Annotated in this window: 13 protein-coding genes and 4 pseudogenes; 10 read left to right on the top strand and 7 right to left on the bottom strand. The window is 57.8% G+C overall.

Annotated elements, in window-relative coordinates; translation table 11 throughout:
- Positions 1 to 3: 3 nt before the first annotated feature.
- Both ACA051_RS08195 and ACA051_RS08200 read right to left on the bottom strand, forming a co-directional pair.
- Positions 4 to 809 (bottom strand): annotated as a pseudogene (locus tag ACA051_RS08195) (alpha/beta fold hydrolase).
- A gap of 14 nt (positions 810 to 823) precedes the next feature.
- Positions 824 to 1747: a PA3225 family LysR-type transcriptional regulator gene (locus tag ACA051_RS08200; RefSeq protein ID WP_497309045.1), complete on the bottom strand. Its 924-nt coding sequence runs from the start codon at positions 1745 to 1747 to the stop codon at positions 824 to 826.
- A gap of 49 nt (positions 1748 to 1796) precedes the next feature.
- Here ACA051_RS08200 and ACA051_RS08205 point away from each other — a divergent pair, with 49 nt between their 5' ends.
- The 3 genes from ACA051_RS08205 to ACA051_RS08215 all read left to right on the top strand — a co-directional run bounded on the left by ACA051_RS08205 (position 1797) and on the right by ACA051_RS08215 (position 4159).
- Complete coding sequence (locus tag ACA051_RS08205; RefSeq protein ID WP_497309046.1) at positions 1797 to 2111, top strand: 3-phosphoglycerate kinase; 315 nt, start codon at positions 1797 to 1799, stop codon at positions 2109 to 2111.
- A gap of 235 nt (positions 2112 to 2346) precedes the next feature.
- Positions 2347 to 2946, top strand: a complete 600-nt coding sequence (locus ACA051_RS08210) for an FMN-dependent NADH-azoreductase (protein WP_497309048.1) — start codon at positions 2347 to 2349, stop codon at positions 2944 to 2946.
- Between the two features lie 346 nt (positions 2947 to 3292).
- Positions 3293 to 4159: a carboxylate/amino acid/amine transporter gene (locus tag ACA051_RS08215; RefSeq protein WP_497374345.1), complete on the top strand. Its 867-nt coding sequence runs from the start codon at positions 3293 to 3295 to the stop codon at positions 4157 to 4159.
- A 109-nt stretch (positions 4160 to 4268) separates the two neighbouring features.
- Here ACA051_RS08215 and ACA051_RS08220 read toward each other — a convergent pair whose 3' ends face one another.
- Positions 4269 to 5567, bottom strand: a complete 1299-nt coding sequence (locus ACA051_RS08220) for a mechanosensitive ion channel family protein (protein WP_497309051.1) — start codon at positions 5565 to 5567, stop codon at positions 4269 to 4271.
- 193 nt (positions 5568 to 5760) lie between these two features.
- On the opposite strand from ACA051_RS08220, the gene ACA051_RS08225 reads away from it, so the two are divergent.
- Positions 5761 to 7107 carry a DEAD/DEAH box helicase gene (locus ACA051_RS08225; protein ID WP_008153197.1) on the top strand — a complete coding sequence of 449 codons (1347 nt, stop codon included), beginning with the start codon at positions 5761 to 5763 and terminating at the stop codon, positions 7105 to 7107.
- Between the two features lie 231 nt (positions 7108 to 7338).
- Here ACA051_RS08225 and ACA051_RS08230 read toward each other — a convergent pair whose 3' ends face one another.
- The 3 genes from ACA051_RS08230 to ACA051_RS08240 all read right to left on the bottom strand — a co-directional run bounded on the left by ACA051_RS08230 (position 7339) and on the right by ACA051_RS08240 (position 9070).
- Positions 7339 to 7938: a hypothetical protein gene (locus ACA051_RS08230; RefSeq protein ID WP_497374347.1), complete on the bottom strand. Its 600-nt coding sequence runs from the start codon at positions 7936 to 7938 to the stop codon at positions 7339 to 7341.
- A 12-nt stretch (positions 7939 to 7950) separates the two neighbouring features.
- The gene (locus ACA051_RS08235; protein WP_497374349.1) at positions 7951 to 8535 is read right to left on the bottom strand and encodes a papain-like cysteine protease family protein; all 585 of its coding nucleotides are present in this window, start codon (positions 8533 to 8535) and stop codon (positions 7951 to 7953) included.
- Positions 8536 to 8794: 259 nt separating this feature from the next.
- Positions 8795 to 9070 (bottom strand): hypothetical protein, encoded by a 276-nt coding sequence (locus ACA051_RS08240; RefSeq protein ID WP_497374351.1) that lies wholly within the window; start codon positions 9068 to 9070, stop codon positions 8795 to 8797.
- Between the two features lie 201 nt (positions 9071 to 9271).
- On the opposite strand from ACA051_RS08240, the gene ACA051_RS08245 reads away from it, so the two are divergent.
- From ACA051_RS08245 to ACA051_RS08260, 4 genes and pseudogenes are all read left to right on the top strand, one after another.
- Positions 9272 to 10978 carry a ShlB/FhaC/HecB family hemolysin secretion/activation protein gene (locus ACA051_RS08245; protein WP_497374353.1) on the top strand — a complete coding sequence of 569 codons (1707 nt, stop codon included), beginning with the start codon at positions 9272 to 9274 and terminating at the stop codon, positions 10976 to 10978.
- A 153-nt stretch (positions 10979 to 11131) separates the two neighbouring features.
- Positions 11132 to 11914 (top strand): annotated as a pseudogene (locus tag ACA051_RS08250) (filamentous hemagglutinin N-terminal domain-containing protein); the annotation flags it as partial.
- Between the two features lie 198 nt (positions 11915 to 12112).
- Positions 12113 to 20743 (top strand): annotated as a pseudogene (locus tag ACA051_RS08255) (beta strand repeat-containing protein); the annotation flags it as partial.
- A gap of 2013 nt (positions 20744 to 22756) precedes the next feature.
- Positions 22757 to 23119 (top strand): immunity 8 family protein, encoded by a 363-nt coding sequence (locus tag ACA051_RS08260; protein WP_497374355.1) that lies wholly within the window; start codon positions 22757 to 22759, stop codon positions 23117 to 23119.
- A 109-nt stretch (positions 23120 to 23228) separates the two neighbouring features.
- Here the strand turns inward: ACA051_RS08260 and ACA051_RS08265 are convergent.
- Positions 23229 to 23771 (bottom strand): annotated as a pseudogene (locus ACA051_RS08265) (transposase); the annotation flags it as partial.
- Between the two features lie 289 nt (positions 23772 to 24060).
- Between ACA051_RS08265 and ACA051_RS08270 the strand changes: the two are divergent.
- Complete coding sequence (locus ACA051_RS08270) at positions 24061 to 24543, top strand: hypothetical protein (RefSeq protein ID WP_497374357.1); 483 nt, start codon at positions 24061 to 24063, stop codon at positions 24541 to 24543.
- Positions 24544 to 25063: 520 nt separating this feature from the next.
- Complete coding sequence (locus ACA051_RS08275; RefSeq protein WP_497374359.1) at positions 25064 to 25489, top strand: hypothetical protein; 426 nt, start codon at positions 25064 to 25066, stop codon at positions 25487 to 25489.

A 25489-nucleotide genomic window follows, 5' to 3' on the forward strand; every position in this document is an offset into this window, starting at 1 on the left:
GGGTCAGTGATCCTGAGTGAGGTGGTGTCGACTGCGGTGAGAAACTCGAGCAGGGTTTGGTTGAAGCGTTCGGGTTGATCCAGCGGGGTGGCGTGGCGCGAATCGGCGATCACCACCAGCCGCGCATCGGGCAGCAGTTTTACATAGGTTTCCTTCAGCGAGACGGGCGTGTAATCGCGGTCGGCGCTGACGATCAGGGTTGGACAGGCGACTTTGGAAAGTCGTTCCTGAACACCCCAGCCAACGATGGCATCGAAGCTGGCGAGATAAGCATGTTTGTCGTTTTTTGCCCAGCGTTCGGCCATTTTCTGGCGCAAATCAGCTTGTTCGGGTTTGGGGAACAGCTTGGCACCCAAGGCCTTGCCGATGGCGCCCAGACTTAGGACACGCATCAGGCTCCAGCGCTTGAACCACTGCCAGTAATCGTCGCGGCTGCGCAGTTTGACTTCCGGCGCGCTGTTGACGATGCACAGGCTTTTGAGCATGTGCGGCTGATCCACGGCCAGTTGAAAACCGATCATGCCGCCCATGGACAAGCCCACGTAATGGGTGGGGCCGAGGTTCAGGTGTTCCATCAGGGCGACCAGGTCGGCGCTGAACCCGGCAATGCTGTAACGCTCCCGGGGTTTGTCGGAGCGACCGTGACCGCGCACGTCCGGAACGATCACCCGGTAACGGGCGGATAACACCGGGATCTGCTTTTCCCAGTCCAGGGTGCTGGAGCCCAGCCCGTGCACCAGCAGCAACGGCGTGCCGTGGCCGTATTCCTCATAGTGCAGGTTGCAACCTTCATGTTCGAAATAGGCCATGCGGATACTCCGTGTCAGGCTTGTTCAGGGGCGGCGAACGGCGCATCCAGCGGCGCGGTGTCGAAGGTGCGCAGCAGTTCGATCAGAATTTGCGTCGCCGGGCCCAGGGGTTTGTCCTTGTTCGAATACAGATAAAAACTCGGGTTGCGGCTGCCGCCCTGATCCAACGGTAGCAGCTTGAGCGTGCCTTCCTTGAACTCGCGTTCGATCATGTGCCGGGGCAACCAGGCGAACCCCAGGCCACTGCTGACAAAAGTCGCCGCGGTGGCCAGGCTGCCGACGGTCCAGCGCTGTTCGGCGCCGAGCCAGCCGACGTCTCGTGGTTGCTGGCGACCGGAGTCACGGATGACCACTTGCAGCTGGCTTTCAAGGTCCTGGAAATTCAGTTCGCGGTTGAGGCGATGCAAGGCATGTTCGGGGTGGGCGACCGCAACAAACTCGACGTCGCTCAATTCCGCACCCAGGTAGCCCGGAATGCTGAAACCACTGATGGCCAGGTCGGCCACGCCTTCGAGTAACACCTCCTCGACGCCCGACAACACTTCTTCACGAAGACGCACCCGGCAACCACGGCTCTGCGGCATGAACGCGGTCAACGCGCGGACGAGGCGGGCGCTCGGGTAGGCCGCATCGACCACCAGCCGCACTTCCGCTTCCCAGCCTTGTTCCATGTGGTGGGCCAGGTCTTCGAGCTGGCTGGCCTGTTTCACCAGTTGCCGCGAGCGACGCAACAACACGCCACCGGCTTCGGTCAGCACCGCTTTGCGGCCGTCGATGCGCAACAGCGGCACGCCGAGCTGGTCCTGCATACGCGCCACGGTGTAGCTCACCGACGATTGCGAGCGGTGCAGCGCTTCGGCGGCCTGGGCGAAACCACCGTGGTCGACCACGGCTTGCAAGGTTCGCCATTGATCAAGGGTCACGCGGGGCGCTTTCATGAATAGCTCCTCTTGTCCTAAGCTGGCAGTCCTTATTGGAGACTGCTGAATGAAAAAATTCTGTTGTGTGTTGTTGGCGATGCTGCCGCTGACGGCGTTTGCTTATCCGATCGATGTAACAAAGCAGCTCAATGGCATGAAGATCGACTACAACGCCTACGACACGGATAACGACATAGCCTCCATTCAGGTCAATAACTACGGCACCACCGATGCGATCTGTAAGGTGGTTTTCAACAATGGTCCGGAAGCGCCGCGCACCCGCTCTATCGAAGTGGCCGCCGGCAAACACAAAAATGCGACCGCCAAGTTCACCCGCACCATTATCAAGATGCGAATCAACCTGACCTGCACCCCCAAATGACATAAAACCCTGTATGAGCGAGGCTTGCCCGCGAAGGCGGTGTGCAGTCGACATAGATGCTGAATGACACGGCCCCTTCGCGGGCAAGCCTCGCTCCTACAGGTGCAGGGCATGCTCAGCTTATAAACGAATTTGTTGATGGGTTATAGCAGTTATTTGCGCTTTTTCATCGATATAACTCTGTTTAACCTTCACTCCATCGCCTTACAGCATTCTCAGATGGAGCCTACATCCCATGTCACGCGTTCTGATCATCGAAAGCAGCGCCCGTCAGCAAGACTCGGTTTCCCGACAGTTGACCCAGACGTTCATCAGCCAGTGGAAAGCCGCTCACCCGAACGACCAGATCACCGTGCGTGACCTCGCTGTCAACACGGTGCCGCACCTGGACATCAATTTGCTGGGCGGCTGGATGAAACCCGCCGAACAGCGCAGCGACATCGAACAGGTCTCCCTGGAACGCTCCAACCAATTGACTGACGAACTGCTGGCTGCCGATGTGCTGGTCATGGCCGCGCCGATGTACAACTTCGCCATTCCCAGCACGCTCAAAGCCTGGCTCGACCATGTGCTGCGTGCCGGTGTGACCTTCAAGTACACCGAGACCGGCCCGCAAGGTTTGCTCAGCGGCAAGCGCGCCTATGTGCTGACCGCTCGTGGCGGGATCTACGCCGGCAGCACCGCTGATCACCAGGAACCGTACCTGCGCCAGGTGATGGCTTTCATCGGGATTCACGACGTGACCTTCATTCACGCCGAAGGCATGAACCTGGGCGGTGACTTCCAGGAGAAAGGCCTGAACCAGGCCAACGCCAAGCTTTCCCAAGTGGCTTGAGGCTTTAATCGTCAGATAATCCCTTGATGTTCAAGTGGCCTGGCGCAACCCCTTCAAGGCTTTACGCGCATCGAACCTCCCTTTGCACTTGTTGCTCCTGAGTGCTGTTGCCCGATTGAACGCTTTAGCGAGATCGGGCTTTTTTTTGCCTGCGATTTTGTGGGTATACACACAAATCCACTGTGGGAGCGGGCTTGCTCGCGAAAGCGGTGTGTTATCCAAAAGAGATGTCGACTGACACGGCCTCTTCGCGAGCAAGCCCGCTCCCACAGGTTTTGCATTGCCTGACGATTCGCGGTGAAGGGCCAAACCCGCTATCGTCGCCGCCATTCGAATCGAGGCGAGCATGGGCTATCTACTTTTTGTCACGCTGATCCAGGCGTTTTCCTTCAGTCTGATCGGCGAATACCTGGCCGGACATGTCGACAGTTACTTCGCGGTGCTGGTGCGGGTGTTGTTGGCGGGGCTGGTGTTTATTCCGCTGACGCGCTGGCGTTCGGTCGAGCCGGCGTTCATGCGCGGCATGCTGTTGATCGGTGCGCTGCAGTTCGGCGTGACCTATGTCTGCCTGTACCTGAGCTTCCGGGTGCTGACGGTCCCGGAAGTGTTGCTGTTTACCATCCTCACGCCGCTGCACGTGACCCTGATCGAAGATGCCCTGAACCGGCGTTTCAATCCGTGGGCGCTGGTGGCGGCACTGGTGGCGGTGCTCGGTGCGGCGGTGATTCGTTACGACCGGATCAACCCGGATTTCTTCATGGGCTTCTTGCTGTTGCAACTGGCCAACTTCACCTACGCCGCCGGACAAGTCCTTTATAAGCACCTGGTGGCGCGTCATCCGAGCGATTTGCCGCATTACCGGCGCTTTGGCTACTTCTACCTGGGCGCGCTGGCGGTGGCGTTACCGGCATTCCTGATGTTCGGCAAACAGAATTTCCTGCCCGAGGCGCCGCTGCAATGGGGCGTGCTGGTGTTCCTCGGCCTGGTCTCGACCGCGTTGGGTTTGTATTGGTGGAACAAGGGCGCCTGCCTGGTGAATGGCGGGACGCTGGCGGTGATGAACAACCTGCATGTACCGGTGGGGTTGCTGATCAATCTGCTGATCTGGAATCAGCATGAAGAGCTGGGGCGGTTGTTCTTGGGCGGATCGGTGATTTTGATGGCGGTGTGGGTCAGTCGGTTGGGTATACGAAAACCTCTGGCCGTCCACTAAACCTTGTGGGAGCGGGCTTGCTCGCGAATGCGGTGTGTCATTCAACATTAATCTCGACTGACACTCCCTCTTCGCGAGCAAGCCCGCTCCCACAGGGGGAGATGAGGGGCTACATGATGTGTTTCTCGGGCTCGGGGATATGGCTTGCGCCCAACACTGCCGGAAGCAACCCGGTCCGCAAATCCCCGCCACTCGGCTGCTGATAAAGACTCAGCCCAAACTCCGGCAGCACCGCCAGCAGGTAATCAAAAATATCCCCCTGAATCCGCTCGTAATCCGCCCACGCCGTGGTGCGGGTGAAGCAGTAGATTTCCAGCGGAATACCCTGTGCGGTGGTTTGCATCTGACGGACCATGCAGGTCATGTTCGGCTGGACCTCCGGGTGACTTTTCAGATACGCCAACGCATAGGCCCGGAACGTCCCGATGTTGGTCATCCGTCGCCGGTTGGCCGACATCGCCGCGACGTTGCCCTGAGCCTCATTCCAGGCCTTGAGTTCTGCCTGTTTGCGGCTGATGTAATCGGTCAGCAGATGCACCTGCGACAACTTCTGCTCTTCGTCATCACGGATGAATCGCACGCCACTGGCATCGATGAACAGGCTGCGCTTGATCCGTCGTCCGCCGGACTGCTGCATGCCGCGCCAGTTCTTGAACGATTCGGACATCAGGCGCCAGGTCGGTATCGAGACGATGGTCTTGTCGAAATTCTGCACTTTCACCGTGTGCAGGGTGATGTCGACCACGTCACCGTCGGCACCGACTTGCGGCATCTCGATCCAGTCGCCGACCCGCAGCATGTCGTTGCTGGTCAGCTGCACGCTGGCGACGAACGACAGCAGCGTGTCCTTGTAGACCAACAGAATCACCGCCGACATGGCGCCCAAGCCCGACAGCAGCAACAGGGGCGAACGGTCGATCAGCGTGGCGACGATGATGATCGCGCCAAACACGTACAGGACCATTTTCGTCAGTTGCACGTAGCCTTTGATCGAGCGGGTGCGGGCATGTTCGGTGCGCGCGTAGATGTCCAGCAAGGCGCTGAGCAGGGCGCTGACAGCCAGCATCAGGAATAGGATGGTAAACGCCAGCGCGACGTTGCCGAGGAAAATCAGGCTGGTCTTGCTCAGTTCCGGCACTAGATGCAGGCCGAACTGGATCACCAGTGACGGCGTCATTTGCGCCAGGCGGTGGAAAACCTTGTTATGCCGAAAGTCGTTGATCCAGTGCAAGGCCGGTTGCCGGCCGAGTATTTTGGTCGCGTGAATAATGAGGTAGCGCGCCACTCGTCCGAGGACCAGCGCCACCACCAGCAACAGGATCAGCGCCAGGCTGGAATGCAGGAGCGGATGCTGATCAAGGGCACCCCAGAGGTCTTGGACGTTGAGCCAGAGCTGTTTGATATCCATGGGTAAAAACGGTTCTTCTGTAGGACGCGACGGGGCGATTAGAGCATCTAAGACGCTTTGCATGACGTTTTGAGACAAATCAGGCAACAAAAAAGCCACTGTTTACCGCCGTTTGCATAAAGAAACTCGGCCTCGGCGCTCGAAACCGTTACCCTATGCAGCTGTTTTTTTGTATTTCTTCGAGGTAGCACCCGTGTTTTCCCAATTCGCCCTGCACGAACGCCTGCTCAAAGCCGTGGCCGAGCTTAAATTTGTCGAGCCAACGCCTGTGCAAGCAGCGGCTATTCCGCTGGCGCTCCAAGGGCGTGACCTGCGGGTGACAGCGCAAACCGGTAGCGGCAAGACCGCTGCATTCGTTTTGCCGATCCTCAACCGTCTGATCGGCCCGGCGAAAGTCCGCGTCAGCATCAAGACCCTGATCCTGTTGCCAACCCGCGAGCTGGCCCAGCAGACCATCAAGGAAGTCGAGCGCTTCGCTCAGTTCACTTTCATCAAGTCCGGTTTGATCACCGGCGGTGAAGACTTCAAGGTCCAGGCTGCCATGCTGCGCAAGGTGCCAGACATCCTGATCGGTACGCCGGGCCGGATGATCGAGCAGCTGAACGCCGGCAACCTCGACCTGAAAGAAGTTGAAGTGCTGGTCCTCGACGAAGCCGACCGCATGCTCGACATGGGCTTTGCCGAAGACGTCCAGCGTCTGGTGGAAGAATGCACCAACCGTCAGCAGACCATGCTGTTCTCGGCCACCACCGGTGGGTCGGGCTTGCGCGAGATGGTCGCCAAGGTCCTGAACAATCCAGAACACTTGCAGCTGAACAACGTCAGCGATCTGAACGCGACCACCCGTCAGCAGATCATCACCGCTGACCATAACCAGCACAAAGAACAGATCGTGAACTGGCTGCTGGCCAACGAGACCTACCAGAAGGCCATCGTGTTCACCAACACCCGGGCCATGGCTGACCGTATCTACGGCCGTCTGGTGGCGCAGGAATATAAAGCGTTCGTCCTGCACGGTGACAAAGACCAGAAAGACCGCAAGCTGGCCATCGACCGCCTGAAGCAGGGCGGCGTTAAGATCCTGGTAGCCACCGACGTCGCCGCTCGCGGCCTCGACGTGGAAGGCCTGGACTTGGTGATCAACTTCGACATGCCGCGCAGCGGCGACGAATACGTTCACCGCATCGGTCGTACCGGCCGTGCCGGCAACGATGGCCTGGCCATCTCGCTGATCTGCCACGGCGACTGGAACCTGATGTCGAGCGTCGAGCGCTACCTCAAGCAGAGCTTCGAGCGCCGCACCATCAAGGAAGTCAAAGGCACCTACGGCGGACCGAAAAAGGTCAAGGCCTCGGGCAAAGCCGTTGGCGTGAAGAAGAAAAAAGTCGACGCCAAAGGCGACAAGAAGAAAACCGGCGCCAAGGCCCCGACCAAACGCAAGATCGCCAACCGCCCGAAGACCGACGCCCTGTCGCTGGTCAGCAAGGACGGCATGGCGCCGCTCAAGCGCCGCAAGCCGGAAGCGCCGGCTGCTGAATAAAGCGTTGTCAGGTCAGTTAGGGTAGGTACGGCGAACACAACACCTTGTGGCGAGGGAGCTTGCTCCCGCTGGGACGCGAAGCGGCCCTGAAAAGAAGGGACTGCTGCGCCGTCCAGCGGGAGCAAGCTCCCTCGCCACAGGATCCGTGTTGCTCCTCACTGACTGGTATTAGCCGTAGCGATCCAATAAAAAACCCGGACAGTGTCCGGGTTTTTTTACGTCCAGCGTTTGTCAGCTCCCCAACAGCCCACTGGTGTCCGCATCAAAGCGTTGCTTGGCTTGATCAGCCTTCGGTTTGAGCAAGGCGAGCAAGGCAGCCTCGCTGTACAGCCGAGTGACCGCCAGTTCCTTTGGCGTCGGCTCAATCGGGATCAGCACGTCTTCAGTGTCTGCATGCAGCCAGATCGCCACCAAGTGCAGCGCCGAAACAAACAGCAGCCGCAGCTCAACGGTTTTACCCTGCAGTTGCGGCGACTGTTCCGCCAGTTTCAACGCACCGACCGTCGCGGCGGCCATGGCCCCGTGGTTCAGCGAGGAAAACTCGACATGACCCCGAACATCGGCCAATTGCGCATCGGCAATCGTCACGCCATCGGAAAACACCAGGTAATGCCAATCGCCGACCTTGGCGTCTTTCAGGCCTTTGCCCTGGCTCACGTCCTCCAGGCTGAGCGAGTAACCACGGTAGGCCTCGCTGAGGCTGATCTTGCCGGGCGTGGCGTTGGCAAACTGGCGATTGATGCCGAAGCCTTGGGTTTGCAGGGCGGCTTGCAGCGCCGGACGCAAGGTCTGCACGCCGTTGGAAGGCGCCTTTGGATAAGTCAGTTGCATGATGTCGCCCTCCTAGTTTTTTACGGTGAAGTAAGTGTTGGTCCAGTTGCCGCCGCCGTTGTAAGAGCTGGGGAACGAGTTCAACGCTCGGGTCGAGTAGCCGTAGATCGAATCTGCGACCAGCACGTAGTTGCCGTTGGTGCCATAGATCGTCAGGAAGTGCGCACCGCCACCGTACCAGGCACAGCGCAAACCGATCGGTCGGCCCATGTTGATCTGGTTCTGGATGGCCGACATCTGCAGCGAGCCCTGGTTCATGCCGTTGAAACTGCGGGTAATCCTCAGGGCTGTATCCAGATAACCGTACACGTTGCATGGCCCCGGTTGATTACAGCAGTTGCGGTCCAGCGCAGTGGTGGCAACACCGCATTGAGTCCAGGACCCGGTACCGTAATAGTTGCCGACCGAAGCGGAAACCGCTGCCCAGCACCAGTTGGTCTGGGTTTGTGGCTGCATCGTGAAGTTGAGGCTGGCAGCGGCCAGTGCGTTGAGGGGGGCAGCCGATTCGACATCGGACAGTTGCGGGTTCAGCAGATGACCGGTCAGGCACCTTGGCAGGGTTTCGCCGGTGAATGACGTTGCTTCAGTGGTTAACATTTTTCAATCCTCCATGAGTGAAAACTAGCGTCCAGCTAGTGGGTCTGTAGCGGTGTGACTGAGCGATCGGCGTGTGCGGTTTGCCATGTTGGATGGCCGGCTCCGATCCGGGCTCGAGGTAACCTTAGGCATGGATATGCGTTTGTGCAAATAATTAAATGCGCTAGTGCAAATTCCAGAACGAAAGATCGGCGCTTTTGGCAGCGCCGGAGGAACCGTCATTCTTGGTTAGCAATGACCGGAGGCTGCAATCTCTGGTTCAGCTCTCGGCCTTTTTATCCGCCGTCTTCAGCTCTTTCAACCGCTGATCAATCAACTGGCATTTGTCGGGCAAATCCGCGCTGGCGGTGCCCAGATCCATCTTCTGCAACTCGGCATTGATCTCTTTGGCCTTGGCCGGATTCTGTTCCGTGAGCCTGGTCACTTCCTTGGCCAGTTGTTCGCGCTTGGCGGTGGCTTCTTCGGGGGTGCAGGCCCAGGCGGGGAGGGCACAGGCGAGGGTGGTGGCGAGGGTGAGTTTCAACAGGGTTTTCATAGTGAGCCTCGGTTCCGTTTCGGGCGGTTAATCGGTTGAGGCCGCAGGATTATGAAAGTTCACTCATCATCCTTTAGTAGGGTAGACATTACCGTTCGTCGCCTTTTCATCTCCCTTGGATCCAGGAATTGACGTCAGAATGATGGCTCTCTAATATCGCGCCACTATTGTGCCATTAGTCTCCAGTTCGAGGGATCGAACATGTACCCACCCGCCCTTGTGGCGAGGTTGTGCCTGGCTTTGCTGTGCCTTTCTCCGCTGAATCTTGCTCACGCCGCCCCCACCCCCGGTGAAACCGACCTCATCCGCGAACGTCAGGATCGTTTGCTCGAAGAGCAGCGTCGGCGTCTCGAAGAGCTCAAGGAATTACCCGGCAAGGAAGCCAAGCCCGCCGCACCGACGGCACCCGCTGACACCCGTTGTTTCCCGATCAAAGACATCGAACTCAAAGGCGCCGACAGCCTCTCCGAGCGCGAGAAAAACCGTCTGCTCAAGCCTTACATCGGCCAGTGCCTGGGCGTCACTCAGCTCAACGAGCTGCTGAAAGTCATCACCGACCACTACATCGAAAAAGGCCTGGTCACCAGTCGTGCCTACTTGCCGCAGCAGGATTTATCCGGCGGGCATCTAAAGGTGCTGGTGGTCGAAGGCAAGCTCGAAGGGTTGAAGGGCGCGGAGGGCAGCAAGCTGTCGGACCGCGAGTTGGGCATGGCTTTTCCCGGCAAGACTGGCGAGTTGGTCAACCTGCGGGAAATCGAGCAACTGGTCGATCAGCTCAACCGTTTGCCATCGAATCAGGCACAGATGGAATTGGCACCGGGCAAGAATGTCGGCGGCAGCGAAGTGTTGGTCAAGAACACGCCGCAAAAGCCCTGGCGTGCCGGGTTGTCCCGCAGCAACGACGGCCAGCGCAGTACGGGCGAGCAGCAGTGGGGCACCACGTTTGATTGGGACAGTCCGTTGGGCCTGGCGGATCAGTTGAATCTACGCGGCGGTCACGATGCGATGACCGATCACCAGCACACCTCCAACAACGCGCTGCTCAATTACAACCTGCCGTGGGGCTGGTGGAACTTCAATTACACCTACAGCCAGAGTGAATACCGCTCGCAGGCGCAAGCCAACGGTTTCAACTTCAAGCAGACCGGCGACAGCGAGAACCATCAACTGCGCGCCGAGCGGGTGATCCATCGCGATGCCGTGAGCAAGACCTCCCTCAGCACCGGCCTGTCGTACCTGCGCACCAACAACTTCATCGAAGACAGCAAACTCAAACTGAGCAGCAACCGCATCAGCGAAGCGCAGTTCGGCATCAACCACGGTCGGCGGGTCGGCAGTGCGTTCGTCAACCTTGACCTCGGCATGCAGCAAGGCATCGGCGCGTTCGATGCCCAGGGCAACGGTCACCCGGACCCCGGCGAACCGGATGCGCGCTACCGCAAATACACCGCCACCGCGAGTTATTTACAGCCGTTCAAGCTGTGGGGCGAGTCGTTCAGTTTCAGCAGCCTGATGACCGGCCAGCGCAGTGAAGACGTGCTGTTCAGCCCGCAGCGCACCAGCCTCGGCGGGCAGTCGTCGATTCGCGGTTACAAGGATCAATCCTTGTCCGGCGACAGCGGCGGTTACTGGCGCAACGACCTGCGCTGGAGCCGTCCGGTGACTTTGGAATGGCTACGCCCGGCGTTCGCCGAATACGGCACCAGCCTCGGTTACGACCAGGGCGTGATTCGTGGCGATCGCTACAACGGCGACCAGCACGGCCGTATGTCCAGCAACTCGGTGGAGGTGTTTGCCCGCGGTCAGCACCTGGCCGCCAGCGTGACCTTTGCTCACTCCCTCGAACGTCCGGACACCCTGACCGAGCGCGAAGCGCCGATCTATTTCCGCATGGATTTCTTTCTCTAATTTCGCTGCCTCGAGACCTTCGACATGGACGCCCGTCAATTCGCCTTCCTGAGCCGCCAACCTTCTGCCGCCGTGAAAACCCGCGAACACTTTTGGGGCATGCCCAAGCGCGGACTGGCGTTCCTGTTGGCCAACGTGATGTTCTGGCAACCGATGTGGGCGCAGGCGGAAGGGATCGTCGTGGCCTCGCCGGGCACCAGTCTCGGCCAGGCGGGCAATGGCGTGCCGATCGTCAATATCGCCACGCCCAATGGCACCGGGCTGTCGCATAACCAGTTTCACGATTACAACGTCGGCACCCAGGGCGTCATCCTCAACAACGTCGCCAACCAGACCGGTGCGACGCAACTGGGCGGCATCATCGTCGGCAACCCCAACCTCACCAACCGGGTCGCGGCGCAAACCATCCTCAACGAAGTGGTCGGCGGCAGTCCGAGCCAGCTGCGCGGTTATACGGAAGTGGCGGGGCAGTCGGCGCGGGTGATTGTCGCCAACCCGTATGGCATCAGCTGCAACGGGTGCGGGTTTATCAACACGCCGCGTGTGACGCTGACCACCGGCAAACCGGTGCTCGACAACGGTCGTCTGGATCGCTTCCAGGTCGATCAGGGCAGCGTCTCCATCGACGGCGCCGGGCTGAATGCCAACAACGTCGACAGCTTCGAAATCATCACCCGCAGCGCGAAGATCAACGCCGAAATCCAGGCGAAAAACCTGACGATTGTGGCCGGTCGCAACGACGTCAACGCGCAGACGCTCAACGCCACCGCGCGCGCCGATGACGGCAGCGCGAAACCGCAACTGGCCATTGACTCGTCGGCGCTGGGCGGGATGTATGCCGGGGCGATCAAACTGGTCGGCACAGAGTCGGGCGTCGGGGTGAAACTCGACGGCAAACTGATCGCCAGCGGTGGCGACATTCAGCTCGATGCCAGCGGCCACCTGAGTCTGGTCGACACCTCGGCCACGAACGGCGCGGTGAACGTCAAGGCTGCCAGCCTCGACGCTCGCGGCCCGGTCTACGCCGGCACCGTCAACGTGCAAACCCAAGGCAACCTCACCAACCAGCAAACCCTCGCCGCCCGCGACAGCATCGCGCTGAGCGCTGGCGGTCAGTTGACCAACAGCGGCGTCATCGAGGCCGGGGTCAACGCCGATAACAGCCGCAACTCCACGGGTGATGTGAGCCTGACAGCGCAGAACCTCAACAACACCGGCAAAAGCTTGGTTGCCAGCCGTAACCTCACCATCAACACCGCACAGACCTTGAGCAACCAGGGCGGAACGCTGAGCGCCGCACAAACCGCGAACATCAGCGCCGGGACCCTGGACAACCAGAACAATGGCCGGGTGCTGAGCAGCGGTGCGCTGAACGTGACTGCCAATCAGGTTCTCAACACCAACGGGGTGATCAACAGCACGGGTAATTTGGCGGGCACGATCGGTCAGTTGAACAACAGCACCGGTGAGATTTCCAGTTCCAGCATCGCTCGGCTTAACGCAACCACACTGAACAACCGTAGTGGTCAGGTCCTGGGCGACCTGGGTTTGAGTATCGACCTCAGCGGCGCCTTGGATAACCGCGACGGTGTATTGGGATCGGGCAAGAGCGTGGATCTCAAAGCCGCCAGCCTCGACAACCGCGACGCCGGTGTGGTGGTCAGCGACGGCAGCCTTACTGCGCGCATCAGCGGTATGCTGGATAACCAGAACGCGGGTGAAATCAGCGCCAAGGGCGCCATCGACGTACGCAGTGGCAGCCTCGACAATCGCGGCGGCAAAGTCAGTGGTAAAGACACACTCACCATAAGCGGCAATTCTGCCGACAATCGCGGCGGGGTGATCCAGGCCGACAAACAGCTGAAATTGCAGATTGGCCAACTGGATAACCGCGACAAAGGCTTGATCAGCGGCAAGGCCGATATCGCCTATGGCGGTACTCGCCTGGACAACAGTGGAGGTTTGCTCAGTGCCGTAGGCCCGGTCACTCTCAACGCCGATGAAGTGCAAAACGCGGCGGGGCGCCTCTCCAGCCAAAGTGACCTCACCGCCACCATTGGCCTGCTGCAACAACAAGGCGGGGCATTGGTTGCCCAAGGCAATCTGAGCCTGGCCGGCACGACCCTCGATAACCGCAATGGCGGCCTGGTCGGCACCACTAAAGCGCTTACGCTTAAAGTCGACGACATCGACAACCGTGCAGGCGAGCTCTCCAGCAGCCTGTTGCTGAACATCAAAGGTCAGCGTCTGGACAACGGCGACGGCGGGAAAATACTGGCCGCTACCGATCTGGAAATGATCGTTGCCAAACTGATCAACAAGAACAAAGGTCTGATCGTCGCCAAGGGCGCAACGACGTTGACCGGCACCACGCTGGACAATACCGGCGGCACCTTCGACAGCCTCAATGGTTTGGTGATCACCCTTGACGATGCCTTGCTCAATGGCCAAGGGCTGATCAGCAGCGAAGGAACATTGACCGTCAACGCGGCCAGCCTCGATAACAGCGCCGGCAGCCTGAGCAGTGCCGGTGCGTTGTCCGTGACCAGTCGTGGCGGCTTGCTCAATCTGGGCGGCTCGATCAGCACCGATAACACCTTGTTTCTTGACAGTGCCAGCCTGGATAACAGCCAGAAAGGCCTGATATCCGGTAAAGAGGCCACCCGCGTCGTCACCGGCAACGTTGATAACAGCCTGGGTGGTCGACTCATCAGCGGCAGCACCCTGGAACTCACCGCCAAGCAGGTCAACAACGCCGCCGGGCGAATTGCCAGCCAGCAAGCATTGACCGCCTCGGTCACCGGGCTCGATCAACAGGGCGGTGAACTGTTCAGCCAAACCAGCCTGAGCCTGGACCTGAACAACGGTCAACTGAACAACCAGAGCGGTCTGATCAACGCGCCGTTGCTTGTGTTGAAAAACCTTAAAGGCGTCAACAACCAGCACGGTGAAATCTCAAGCGCTCAGGCCTTCGCACTGGCCGCTCAGAATCTGGACAACAGCAATGGCAAATTGCTGAGCAATCAGGGGCTGACCCTGCGCATCGCACAAGCCCTGAACAACCTCAAAGGCGTGATTTCCGCCGCCTCCCTTGATAGCCACAGCGACAGCCTCAACAACAGCGAAGGCTTGATCAGCAGCCACGACCGGCTGGAGCTCACCACCGACAACACACTGGATAACCAGCAAGGTGCGGTCATCGCTGACGGTGAACTGCTGCTCACCGCCGACACCCTGGACAACCGTGGCGGCGATATTGCCGGCAAGGCCGACGCCACCGTTAAGGTCAAAACCCTCGATAACCAGAAAGGTAAATTGATCACCACCGGTGTGCTCAAGCTGACCGCCGACACCCTCGACAACCGCCAAAAAGGTCTGCTCGGTTCCACCAAAGCCATGACCCTGACAGTCGATGGCCTCGATAACCGCGGCGGTGAGGTCAGCACCAACGCCGACTTGTCGATCACCGGAAAAAAACTCGACAACAGCGATGGCGGCCAGGTTTTCACCGGTCAGGCGCTGACCCTCACCGTGGACCAGTTGCTCAACCGCAACAAAGGCCTGCTCAGCGCCACTACCGCGCTGAACCTGCAAGGACGTTTGCTGGATAACAGCGGCGGCAATTTGCTCAGCGTGCAAAACATGCACTTGAACCTGACCGGCGCGTTCGACAACAGCCTGGGCCAGGTCAGCAGCGAAGGTGCGTTGACCGTCAAAACCACTCAACTGACCAACACCCAGGGCAGTCTTTCCAGCGCCGCCGGTCTGATGCTCACCAGCGACGGCAGCGTCAGCAACCAGGGCGGTGCAGTGGTCACCGATGGCGCGCTCACCCTCACCAGTGCCAGCCTCGACAACCGCCAGCAGGGCAGCATCAGCGGCAAAGGCGCGGTGACGGTCACCACCGGCGCATTCGATAACAGCCAGGGCGGCCGCCTCAACAGCGCCAGTACCCTGAACCTCGTCGCGGGCCAGGTCACCAATCAGGACGACGGCCGCATCGGCAGCCAAGGCGCCTTGACCGCTTCGGTCACCGGGCTGGATCAGCAGGACGGCAAACTGTTCAGCAACACCAGCCTCAGCCTGGACCTGAACAACGGCCAGTTGAATAACCAGAACGGCCTGATCAATGCCCCCGGTGCCTTGCTGCTCAAACAACTCAAGGGCGTCAACAACCAGGACGGTGAAATCTCCAGCGCCGAAGCCTTCACGCTGACCGCGCAAAGCCTGGACAACAGCAACGGCAAATTGCTGAGCAATCAGGGCCTGACCCTGCGCATCGCCAACGCGCTGGACAACGTCAAAGGCCTGATCGGCGCTGCGTCCCTCGACGTGCGCGCCGCCAGCCTGAACAACAGCGGCGGCAGCCTGACCAGCCGAGGCGACCTCGACCTGACCGTCGACGGTGTGTTGCGCAACGATGCCAAGGGTCTGATTAGCGCGGCACAAAGACTCAAAATCGGTAGCGCCGAATTCAATAACCAGAGCGGCACGGTGCTTGGCGCCAGCGCCGTCATCCTCAACGCCATGGCGCTGAACAACCGCGATAGCGGGTTGATCAACAGCCAGGGCAACCTGACCCTGACCGCCACTAACCTGGACTCCAGCAACGATGGCGAAGTCTCGGCCAAGGGCGATATCGACCTGACCCTGACGTCCCTGACCCAGAACGGTGGCCGCCTGCTCGGCGAAAAAGCCGTCACTGTGGAGCTGGCCAACGGCGACTTCGACAATCGCAACGGCTTGCTCACAGCCAAAGGGCCACTGACCCTTAAGCGCCTGCGCGATCTCAACAACCAGAACGGCGAAATCTCCAGCAACCTCGGTTTCGATGTGATTGCCCGCGCCGTGGATAACAGCGCCGGCAAGCTGATCAGCAACCAGCTACTGACAGTCAACGGCACCGGCCTGGTCAACCAGAAGGGGCTGATCTCCGGTTGGCAGGGTCTGACCGTCAACGGCGACAGCCTTGATAACCGCGACAGCGGCACACTCTCGAGTCGCAACGGTGATGTTGCCGTTGACCTCAAAGGCGCCTTGCTCAATAGCAATGCCGGGGCATTGGTCAGCCAGGGCAGCCTGAGCGTCAAATCAAAGCGTCTGGATAACAGTAACAAAGGCATCCTCAGCAGCGCGGCAGGGCAGACCCTCACCTTGGGCGAGTCCCTCAACAACAACCAGGGCGGCTTGATCGACAGCGGCGCCGCACTGGACATCACCGCCGGCGCATTGACCAACGCGGGCGGTACGATCAACGCGCAAGAGGCGATCAATGCCACGGCCACCGGCCTGGACAACACGGCCGGGAGCATCGCCGGCAATGGCGCCGTGACGCTGGACTTGCTCGGTGCATTGACCAATACCAGCGGCAAACTGGTCGGTGTCGGCCCGGTGCTGATCAAGGGCGTTACCGACCTCGCTAACCAGAACGGCCAACTCGCCAGCCAAAGCACGCTGACCCTTCTGACCGGTTCGCTGGACAACAGCAACAACGGCACCCTCGCCGCCAAGGACGCCTTGCAGATCACCGCCAGCGGCGCGGTACACAACAACACCAATGGTTTGATCTACAGCCAGAACGCCGGCCTGAACTTAAAAGCAGCCAGCCTGGCCAACGGCAAAGGCGCGATCCAGAGCCAGAACGGCCTGACCCTCGACGTCAGCGGCGACCTCGATAACCAGAGCGGCAAAGTCATTGCCGAGAACGGCTTGGTGATGGTCAAAGCCGTCAACATCGACAACCGCGGCGGTGTGCTGTCGAGTATCAAAGGCGCCCTTGAAGCGCGAACCGTCGGCGTGTTGCGCAACGGCTACGACCTCAACAACAACCGCCAGGGCGGAATCATTCAAGCCCAGGGCCTGACGCTGTCGGCACTGGCCGGCCTGGACAACAACGGTGGACGGATCTCAGCGCAAGCCGCTGACGCGAGCATCACCACCGCCGCGTTCGACAACCGTAATGGCGTGCTCTATGCCAAGGGCCAGGCCGGCGTGACTGGCACCAGTCTGGACAACGGTAACGGGCAGATTGCCGGCAACCGCATCGACCTCAGCCTCAGCGGCACCCTGAGCAACCATGCCGGTATCGTTGAAAGCGACACCACGCTGACCGTCAAAGCGGCTAGCGTCGATAACCAGACGGGCCGGCTTCGCTCTCTGGGCAATACCGGCAAGACCAGCTTCCAGATTGGCGGCCTGCTGGATAACCGTAATGGCGTGCTCGAGACCGCCAACACCGACCTGACCTTGGCCGTTGGCAGCTTTCTGAATGCCGGCGGCCAACTCAATCACGTCGGTCTTGGCCGGTTTGATATCTCCACCGCCAACGTCATTGGTGCCGGAGGCGGCATTACCACCGCCGGCACCCTGGATCTGAATGCCGATACCTGGACCAACTCCAGCGTCATCCAGGCCGGTCGTTTGAACGTCAACGTCGGTAATTTCAGTCAGACCGCCAGCGGCAAGTTGCTGGCCTCTGACTACTTGCAAGCTCGTGGTGGTAACTGGACGAATGATGGCCTGATCGCCAGCGATGGCGTGTTGGATATGCAGTTGGGCGGCAGTTACGGCGGCAACGGGCGGATGTCGAGCGTTGGCGGTCTTTCCCTAACTGCGGCACAACTGAACCTGAACGCGGCCTCGAGCATTGCCGGTGGTGGCGACTCCACGATCAAAATCGGCGGACAGCTGACCAACGCCGGGCGGCTGACTTCCAACGCCGACCTGACCGTCGAAGCCGGCAGTCTTGCCAACTACGGAACGCTGGGTTCCGCTCAAAACCTCGACCTCAAAACTCCGTCGCTGCTCAATGATCGCGGGCTGATTTTCAGCGGCGCCGACATGACGCTGAGCGTCGGCAACTTCACCAACCAGAACGGCGATCTGTACGGTTTGCGCGATGTCGTCGTCAAAGGATATGGCGGCGCGGCCCAGGCCAACCAAGTGTCGAACATCTCCGGCTCTATGGAGAGCGGTGGCAAGTTCACACTCAACGCCGGGGCCTTCACCAACCGTACCTCGGGCGACGACGGTACGCAGAACTTTGCCCTGACTCGTACTCTGGTTTCCGGTTTCCTGGCCGTTCAGTGCGGCGATTGCAGCGGCGACCACTACGACGTCAATTACATTGCCCGGGAAGTCTTCGAAGGTGGGCAGGACAGCGACACCACGGCATCCTCCTTGTTGACCGCCGGCGGTGACTTTGTCTTTAACGGTGGCGACTTCCTCAATAGCAAAAGCACCGTCAGTGCGACCGGCAACATCACCATCAATGCCAACAACCTGAAGAACATTGGTACGGTCAGCGGCAGTATCGAGCGCACGCGCATCTATCGGACCGGCCGGGTCACCGACGGAACGGTCACTCGCTTCATGCCGCAGGTGGTGGCATACAACCAGCGTAACAACCCGGATTTCCCGAACCTCTACTACATCGACGGTTCTGGAGGTTTTAGTTTAGGTACCGCTGCGTATGGCACCCGCCGGGAGGGTGGCCGGGAGGGCGGCACGATCGATATAGTCGTGGTCAAGGACACCGTGACGAATAAGGTGGTGACCAACACTCTCTCGGGTTATTCCGTCGGTTCTATCAGCCCGCAATCCCAATACGACCGCAACAACCTGGTGGAACTGCCGACCGGCCTGCAGAACTATACCCTGGTCAGTGACATTGAAACGGCACGTGATGGTGGAAGCGTCACCGCCGGGCGCAATGCCGTCATCCAGGCAGGCGGGAACGTCTCGATCACTGCCACCCAGGATCTGCAGAACAGTGTTATCCACCAGGACTACGGTTCCACCGGCGGCACCAATAAAGTCGCCGATACCAAGGCAAGCGGTACTGGCACCACTGTCATAAGGCTCAATAGTCAACTACCGCCCGATCTTGCCCAACAGCAAGTCAACCCGCTGACATTGCCGGGCTTTAGTCTTCCCACCGGGCAGAACGGCCTGTTTCGTCTGAGTACTCAGGACACGAGTGATCAGGCGCCGGTTGCAGGCACACTGCATCCGCCGGGTTGGACGGTGGGCGGTGAAAACGTCAGCACCCTGGGACACGTGGTCGCCGCTAACAGCGGTGGTCCGCGCAACTTGCAGGTCAACACCCCGACGGCCGTCTCCAGCAGTGACCGCGCCGTACTCCCTGCCAGGCGCACACCGACCGTGGCAACGGACGTCGCCAGCACACTCGACGTGACCGTCAAACTCGATGGCTCTAATGCCGACGCGCATACGAAAGCCATCCAGTCCGCGATCGGCATTCGTCCCCTGACGCGCGTCACCGGCCTGCCGGACGTGAAAGCGCCGGCCAACGGCCACAAATACCTGATCGAAACCAACCCGGTACTCACCAACCTCAAGCAGTTCATGAGTTCGGATTATCTGCTGGCCAACCTCGGCTACGACCCGGACAACAGCGCCAAACGCCTCGGTGATGGCCTCTACGAACAGCGCCTGATCCAGCAAGCGGTCGTCGCCCGCACCGGCCAGCGCTACATCGACGGCCAGACAACCGACGAAGGCCTGTTCAAGTACCTGATGAACAACGCCATCGCCAGCAAGGACACCCTCAATCTGTCGATGGGCGTCAGCCTGACCTCGCAACAAGTCGCAGCACTGACTCACGACATTGTCTGGCTCGAAGAGCATGAAGTGAACGGCGAAAAAGTGCTGGTGCCGGTGCTGTATCTGGCACAGGCCGAAGGCCGCCTCGGTCCTACCGGTGCGCTGATTGCAGGTAAGGACGTGACGCTGATTGCCGGTCAGAACCTCGATAACGTCGGTACGTTGCGCGCCACCAATAACCTGTCGGCGACGGCGGGCAAGGACCTGGTCAACAGCGGTCTGATTCAGGCCGGTAATCGACTGGATGTGCTGGCGGGTAATGACGTCATCAACAAGTCGGGTGGCATTCTTGCCGGTCGTGACGTGAGCGTGAACGCGATCATGGGGGACGTACTCAACGAGCGCACCATTACTTCACAAGACAACAACACCCGCTTTAGTACGCAACATCACGATTTCGCTGACAGCGCCGCGCGCATCGAAGCCGCCAATGACCTCAATATCTCGGCGGGGCGGGACATCAACAATATTGGTGGGGTGCTGCAAAGCGGTCGTGACATGGACCTGAATGCCGGACGAGACCTTAACGTTTCCTCGGCGCAGGTCACCAATAGTGTGTTCAAGGACAGCAAACACAACAGCAGCGACATCACTCAGTTGGGTGCGAGCGTCAGCGCCGGTCGTGACTTGTCGGCCCAGGCAGGGCGTGATATCAGCGTGATCGCCAGCCAGATCGACGCCAAGCGCGACATCGCGATGGCTGCGATCGAGAACATGATCATCAGCTCTGCCGCGGATGAGGAGCACTCCCTGTCCAAGAGCAAAAAGCTCACAAGGCAGGAAGATCACGTCAGCCAGGTCATGTCGGGTATCACGGCCGGTGGCGATGTGGCATTGAGTGCCGGTGATAATCTCGCCGTGGTCTCCAGCCGCATTACCGCGGGCGACGAGGCGTATCTGGTAGCGGGTGACAACCTCGACATTCTCGCAGCGCAAGACAGCGACTACTCGCTATACGACAAAAAGAAAAAAGGCTCCTTCGGCTCGAAGAAAACCAAGCGCGATGAAGTCACCGATGTGAAAAACATCGGCAGTGAAATCACCTCCGGCGGCAACATGGTGCTCGCCAGTGGCGGCGATCAACATTACCAGGTTGCCAAACTCGATAGCGGCAATGACCTGACCATTAGCAGTGGAGGTGCCATCACGTTTGAGGGCGTGAAGGACCTGCATCAGGAGAGCCACGAGAAAAGTGATACCAGCCTGTCCTGGAACTCAATGTCGGGCAAAGGCAATACCGACGAGACCCTGCGGCAAAGTCAATTGGTGGCTCAGGGGCAATTGGTGATCAAGGCGGTTGATGGCCTGAACATCGATATCAAACAGATTAACCAGAAATCGGTTAGCCAGACCATTGATGTAATGGTGAAGGCGGATCCACAACTTGCGTGGCTCAAAGACGCTGAGAAGCGCGGTGATGTGGACTGGCGTCTGATCAAGGAAACCCACGAGTCGTTCAAATACAGCAGTTCGAGCCTCGGTCAGGGCGCGATGTTGGCGATCATTATCATTGTCACCGTGCTGACGGCTGGCACCGGAACAGCAGCAACTGTTGGTGCAACTGCAGGCACAGCGGCTTCTGGGGCGGCAGCAGCAGCAGGTGCGTCAGCGGCCACTGCAGCGTCTATAGGCGCCGCTGCATCGGCTGCCGCAACGGCAAGCTTTTCGGCGGCGGTTGCGCAAACTGCTGTCAGCGCGATAAACAACAAAGGCGATTTGGGTGGCACCTTCAAGGATGCTTTTTCATCGGAAAGCCTGAAAGGCTATGTACTCGCTGGGATTACGGCAGGTATTGCATCAAAGTTCGGGTTCACACCTACGGACCTGAAGTTCGACTTGGCCAGCGCTCAAACCGTTGCGATCAAGACTGCGGCCGATACGTTGGCAAAAACTGCCATCATGGGCGGCAGCCTCAAGGACAATCTGGTTGAATCCGCGTTGGGGACAGGCATCAGTATTGCCGGAGCAATCGGGGCCAACAAAATTGGCGATGTAACCCTGTTTGAAAACGGCAAGTTGACGAAAGTCGCAATGCATGCTGCTCTCGGCGGTCTGATGGCTGAGGCCATGGGGGGCGACTTCCGTACAGGTGCTCTGGCTGCGGGAGCAAATGAAGCACTGGTTGATTTCCTGGCTGACAAGTTGTTGCCGGTCGGAGTCGACAGAAACAGCCTTGAGTACCTACAAGGAATCAATAAGCTGCTGGCGGCGTCTCAACTGGTCGGCGTGTTGACTGCGGCCGTTACGGGGGGCGATGCGTCAGCCGCCGCTGCAGTGACGGCAAACGCAACGCAATACAACAACCTCGACCACCCTTCGGCTGAACGGCTACTCAAAGAGCTTCAGGGTTGTCGGGCCACTGAGGGCTGCAGTGCACAGAACATTCGCGAGATTGTTGCGCAATACGAAGATTTGTCCACCAAGCGTTCGATGGCCATGAATGCCTGCCAGAACAGAGCCTGTGTCGATGATATTCAGCGCAGCGCAGTGTCGCTGGATTCACCGGTTGCCAAGGATCTGATCAATTTCCTGCGGCACAGTATTTCCTATGATATGCCGGGGTTGCTCACCGGGAATCCAGGGTCCATTGCTGTTCCCTCACAAGGCGTCGATGGTTGGGGAGCGCTGTTCACCTCAGATAAGCAAATGGCCTATGCGAAGAACCTCTCCGAAGGCTGGTTGACGCCAAGCGAGTTGGCGGGTGCTGATCAATGGGTCAAAGAGACCAGTTGGCTTGATCAGCAGGCCGGACGGCCATTATCCCTGAAGGAGCGGGCAACGTTGTTGACTGAGCTTCAGATGACAGCGGGTATGATGCTTTTGGGTAAAAGTCCCGTAGGTACAAGCACTGGTAGTGACTGGGCTAAACTAAGCGGACAGCTCCGTGAGGCGGCAAAAGGTAAAGGTAACTTCGGTATCGGCTCAGGTACGAGAGAGCAAGCTGATGTGATGGGAAAAGCTTGGGTCGGTGCTGGATATAAAATTGCTAGTGACGGGAAAACTCTAGTTAGTCAGGATGGCTTAAGGCAGTATAGGCCACCAACCTATAAGCCAAATCAACAGGGGACCCAGGCCAACTTTGAGCAAAGGTATCCTGGGCAAGAGACAAAAAAATGGCAGTCAAATGGTCATCTGGATATTACGGATTAAACTATGGAAGCAAAGTTAAAACGGCTGCATAGCCCTGATATTTATAATTTGGAAGATTTTCAGCCAGATGCTCAGGATGATTTTGGCTTTCTCCTTCAAGCCATGATTGGGCCCGCAGGGGAGGAGGGTGAAGAGTCATTTGATATAGAGGTTTGTACTCCGAAGTGGATCGAAAAAAGACATAGGGTAGATGAGGTTGTTGTTGGGCTGCATTACCTCATTGTTCGTGAATACAATTACCAGAGAATTGTTAAAGCTATTGAAAAGTTTTTGCAGGGTTGTTCGGGTAAAGATTGGAGTGACGTTTCAAATAAGGTGTCGAGATTAGGTTTGTGGGAGTTCGAGGGGTACGAAGAGGGAGAATGAAATGGGTGGGGAGAGCACAAACTAAAACGGATAAACGGGGGCAGACCAAGTTTTTCTTTGGGGCGGGGCCCAGTGCTCCTACAGAAAAGGGGGCGGATTTGAATGGCACTTACTTAACATGTTTAGCGTGCCCATTTTTCCTGACATCTGCCCTTGCTGACCGACGCGGTTTGGTCAGCAAGGGGTAGGCTTGAGGTCTTCGTTTTATGGCTCGCGGCTCGATACGACCAGGTCGGTTTCCAACGCGCCTTTGAGCGATCAGCGTCAATAAATTTGACAGGCCATCCTCTTCTTCAGGGCTGCCATATTGTCGCAGCGCCAGCCATAGCTGAAGGCTGTGTTTGAAGCTCAGTTCGCGAGGTAAGCAGTCAGCTAATAAAGCCGATTGTGCCATGAGCATTCGGATCAGATTGTGTGCCAACAGATAGACCCATAACTCCTTGACTGCCATGCCAGGGGTTTTGCAGCTTAACTTTCCAAGTCCCAGCGTAGCTTTGAGATTTCGCAAATCTAACTCGACATGCCATCGCCCTTTGTACAGCGATTTGAGGGCTGTTTTTGGTGTCTGCTTCGGGCAATGCAACGTGGTCACCAAAGTCTTTCCGCCAGCCTTCAGCTCTCGCACTGTCAACCTTTGAGGCGCCTGTTCGTAATGTAGGGAAAAGGGGGCGGATTTATTAGTTTCATATTGGTGAGTACTACAAAATCACTTATGGAGATGGGAGTAAGATTAAAGTTGTTGATCCTTTGACGTATAGGCCGAAATTTAATGGGGGTAACCCTATTTATGACGCAGATACAGTTTACTTAAATCCGCAGGGTCAAAAAGTGATATTTAACCCTGCTAATAATACGTGGGTGCCAAAATGACCTAATCTAAAGGGTTTTCAATATCATGGGTGGCGCCAATTGTGCCATCTGTGTCACTTGCAGGAATACCATTGCATGTCGATGCGGATGTGTTGAAGTGCGTATTGTTAGGGTATTTGGTTGATGGAAGTAGCTCTCTATACCAATTCGCTGACTCTCCAGTGCTTCGTTTAAAGCTTTATAATTTGAATGAGAACGGGGATGGTGGTTATTCTTTTGTTTTGTCGGATGCAAGTGTTATTAATGATTTGAATAAGTTTACCCCTGCTTTATCAGTTATGATTAAAAGTAGTAAGGTGTGTGCTGTTAAGGTTTATGATTTTAGCTTTCCTGGTGAGCAGGCTCAAAATTTGATTTATAAGGGTGCTTTGCCGGAAGGTATTGGTTTTGGGGGGAGGGTTTCGGATCTATTACCATTTGCAACTTTGGAGTTTGACGAGGCTGAAGAATGGTTTTATACCGATGAGGACTATGGAGGGCTTGAAGTTACCGGCTGGGGAGTTTCTCTGGAAGATCATCCCGATCAAATTATTACTGCTTTATGTGTGATATGAAAATTAAATGGGGGGGATTTTTCGTTTGGTGTCTAAATGAATCTGTCCTTTTTTTGCTGCTCTGACGCGTCTAATAAGCGAAGTGTAAAGTTTTTTGTTCCTCTAGAGATTTTTAGTCAGAGGTGTGTAATAACGTTGCACGTGCCATTTTTGGCGTATTCCAGATTTTTAAATGTGTTGACGAGATTAAGGGGGACGAATTTCCCCAGCTAGGTTGATTTTTAGAATAGATGTGGCGGACTTATTTGTTAGGGCATAAAGGGGCGGGGCGGATTTATTTGTTTGGTTTTGTGCGTTGGCCAAAAAATAAATCTGTCCAGTTTTTTGAGGGAAGTAAGTATGAGCTCTTCGGCGCAGAGGCGAGTTGTAAGATTTTGAGTCTTCCGGGTATGGATAGAGTTGTTGGAGAGCGTGATATTTTCCCAGTTAGAACCAGAGACAGGAATGATTCGGAGAGTTTAAAATTGGAGTTGTAAACGGGGCACTTTGTCATTTATCAACGTCGTACAAGAGTCGGAACATGGACCTCAAGAAAAAAACGCTCATCATCGCCTTCTCTCTACTCACCGCCTGCAGCATCAAACCACTGGAACCCTACGTTGAACCCGCATCAGATGTTCCGACGGCGAAGCTTCGTGTGATTACCAATGGTTATGTGCGTGGCAATACATACATGGGGTGTAGCGCAGATACCAAGGTATTGGCGAAGGCGGGTCGTTTTTTCGGTGAGCATCAGCCTAGCGTAAACTACCCACAGATGCCTCTCGTGCCACAACAACTGAATATGGTTGCGCGATTCGCACCAAAAATGCCGGAGTATCTGGGTGTGACGAGAATGGCAGAGGGCGCCTACACCGAGATGGCCGCTGAATACCTCGTCCCGGCGGGTAAACCTTTTTTGTTGGAGCGTTTGAAACTTTGTAAGCGCTCCATAAAACCCACCTAG

Source organism: Pseudomonas sp. LBUM1669 (assembly GCF_059695705.1).

Bases quoted from the DNA above. Each gene is read 5' to 3' on its own strand.
- ACA051_RS08200 (WP_497309045.1), bottom strand. From the start codon at position 1,747: ATGAAAGCGCCCCGCGTGACCCTTGATCAATGGCGAACCTTGCAAGCC.
- ACA051_RS08205 (WP_497309046.1), top strand. From the start codon at position 1,797: ATGAAAAAATTCTGTTGTGTGTTGTTGGCGATGCTGCCGCTGACGGCG.
- ACA051_RS08210 (WP_497309048.1), top strand. From the start codon at position 2,347: ATGTCACGCGTTCTGATCATCGAAAGCAGCGCCCGTCAGCAAGACTCG.
- ACA051_RS08215 (WP_497374345.1), top strand. From the start codon at position 3,293: ATGGGCTATCTACTTTTTGTCACGCTGATCCAGGCGTTTTCCTTCAGT.
- ACA051_RS08220 (WP_497309051.1), bottom strand. From the start codon at position 5,567: ATGGATATCAAACAGCTCTGGCTCAACGTCCAAGACCTCTGGGGTGCC.
- ACA051_RS08230 (WP_497374347.1), bottom strand. From the start codon at position 7,938: ATGCAACTGACTTATCCAAAGGCGCCTTCCAACGGCGTGCAGACCTTG.
- ACA051_RS08235 (WP_497374349.1), bottom strand. From the start codon at position 8,535: ATGTTAACCACTGAAGCAACGTCATTCACCGGCGAAACCCTGCCAAGG.
- ACA051_RS08240 (WP_497374351.1), bottom strand. From the start codon at position 9,070: ATGAAAACCCTGTTGAAACTCACCCTCGCCACCACCCTCGCCTGTGCC.
- ACA051_RS08245 (WP_497374353.1), top strand. From the start codon at position 9,272: ATGTACCCACCCGCCCTTGTGGCGAGGTTGTGCCTGGCTTTGCTGTGC.
- ACA051_RS08260 (WP_497374355.1), top strand. From the start codon at position 22,757: ATGGAAGCAAAGTTAAAACGGCTGCATAGCCCTGATATTTATAATTTG.
- ACA051_RS08275 (WP_497374359.1), top strand. From the start codon at position 25,064: ATGGACCTCAAGAAAAAAACGCTCATCATCGCCTTCTCTCTACTCACC.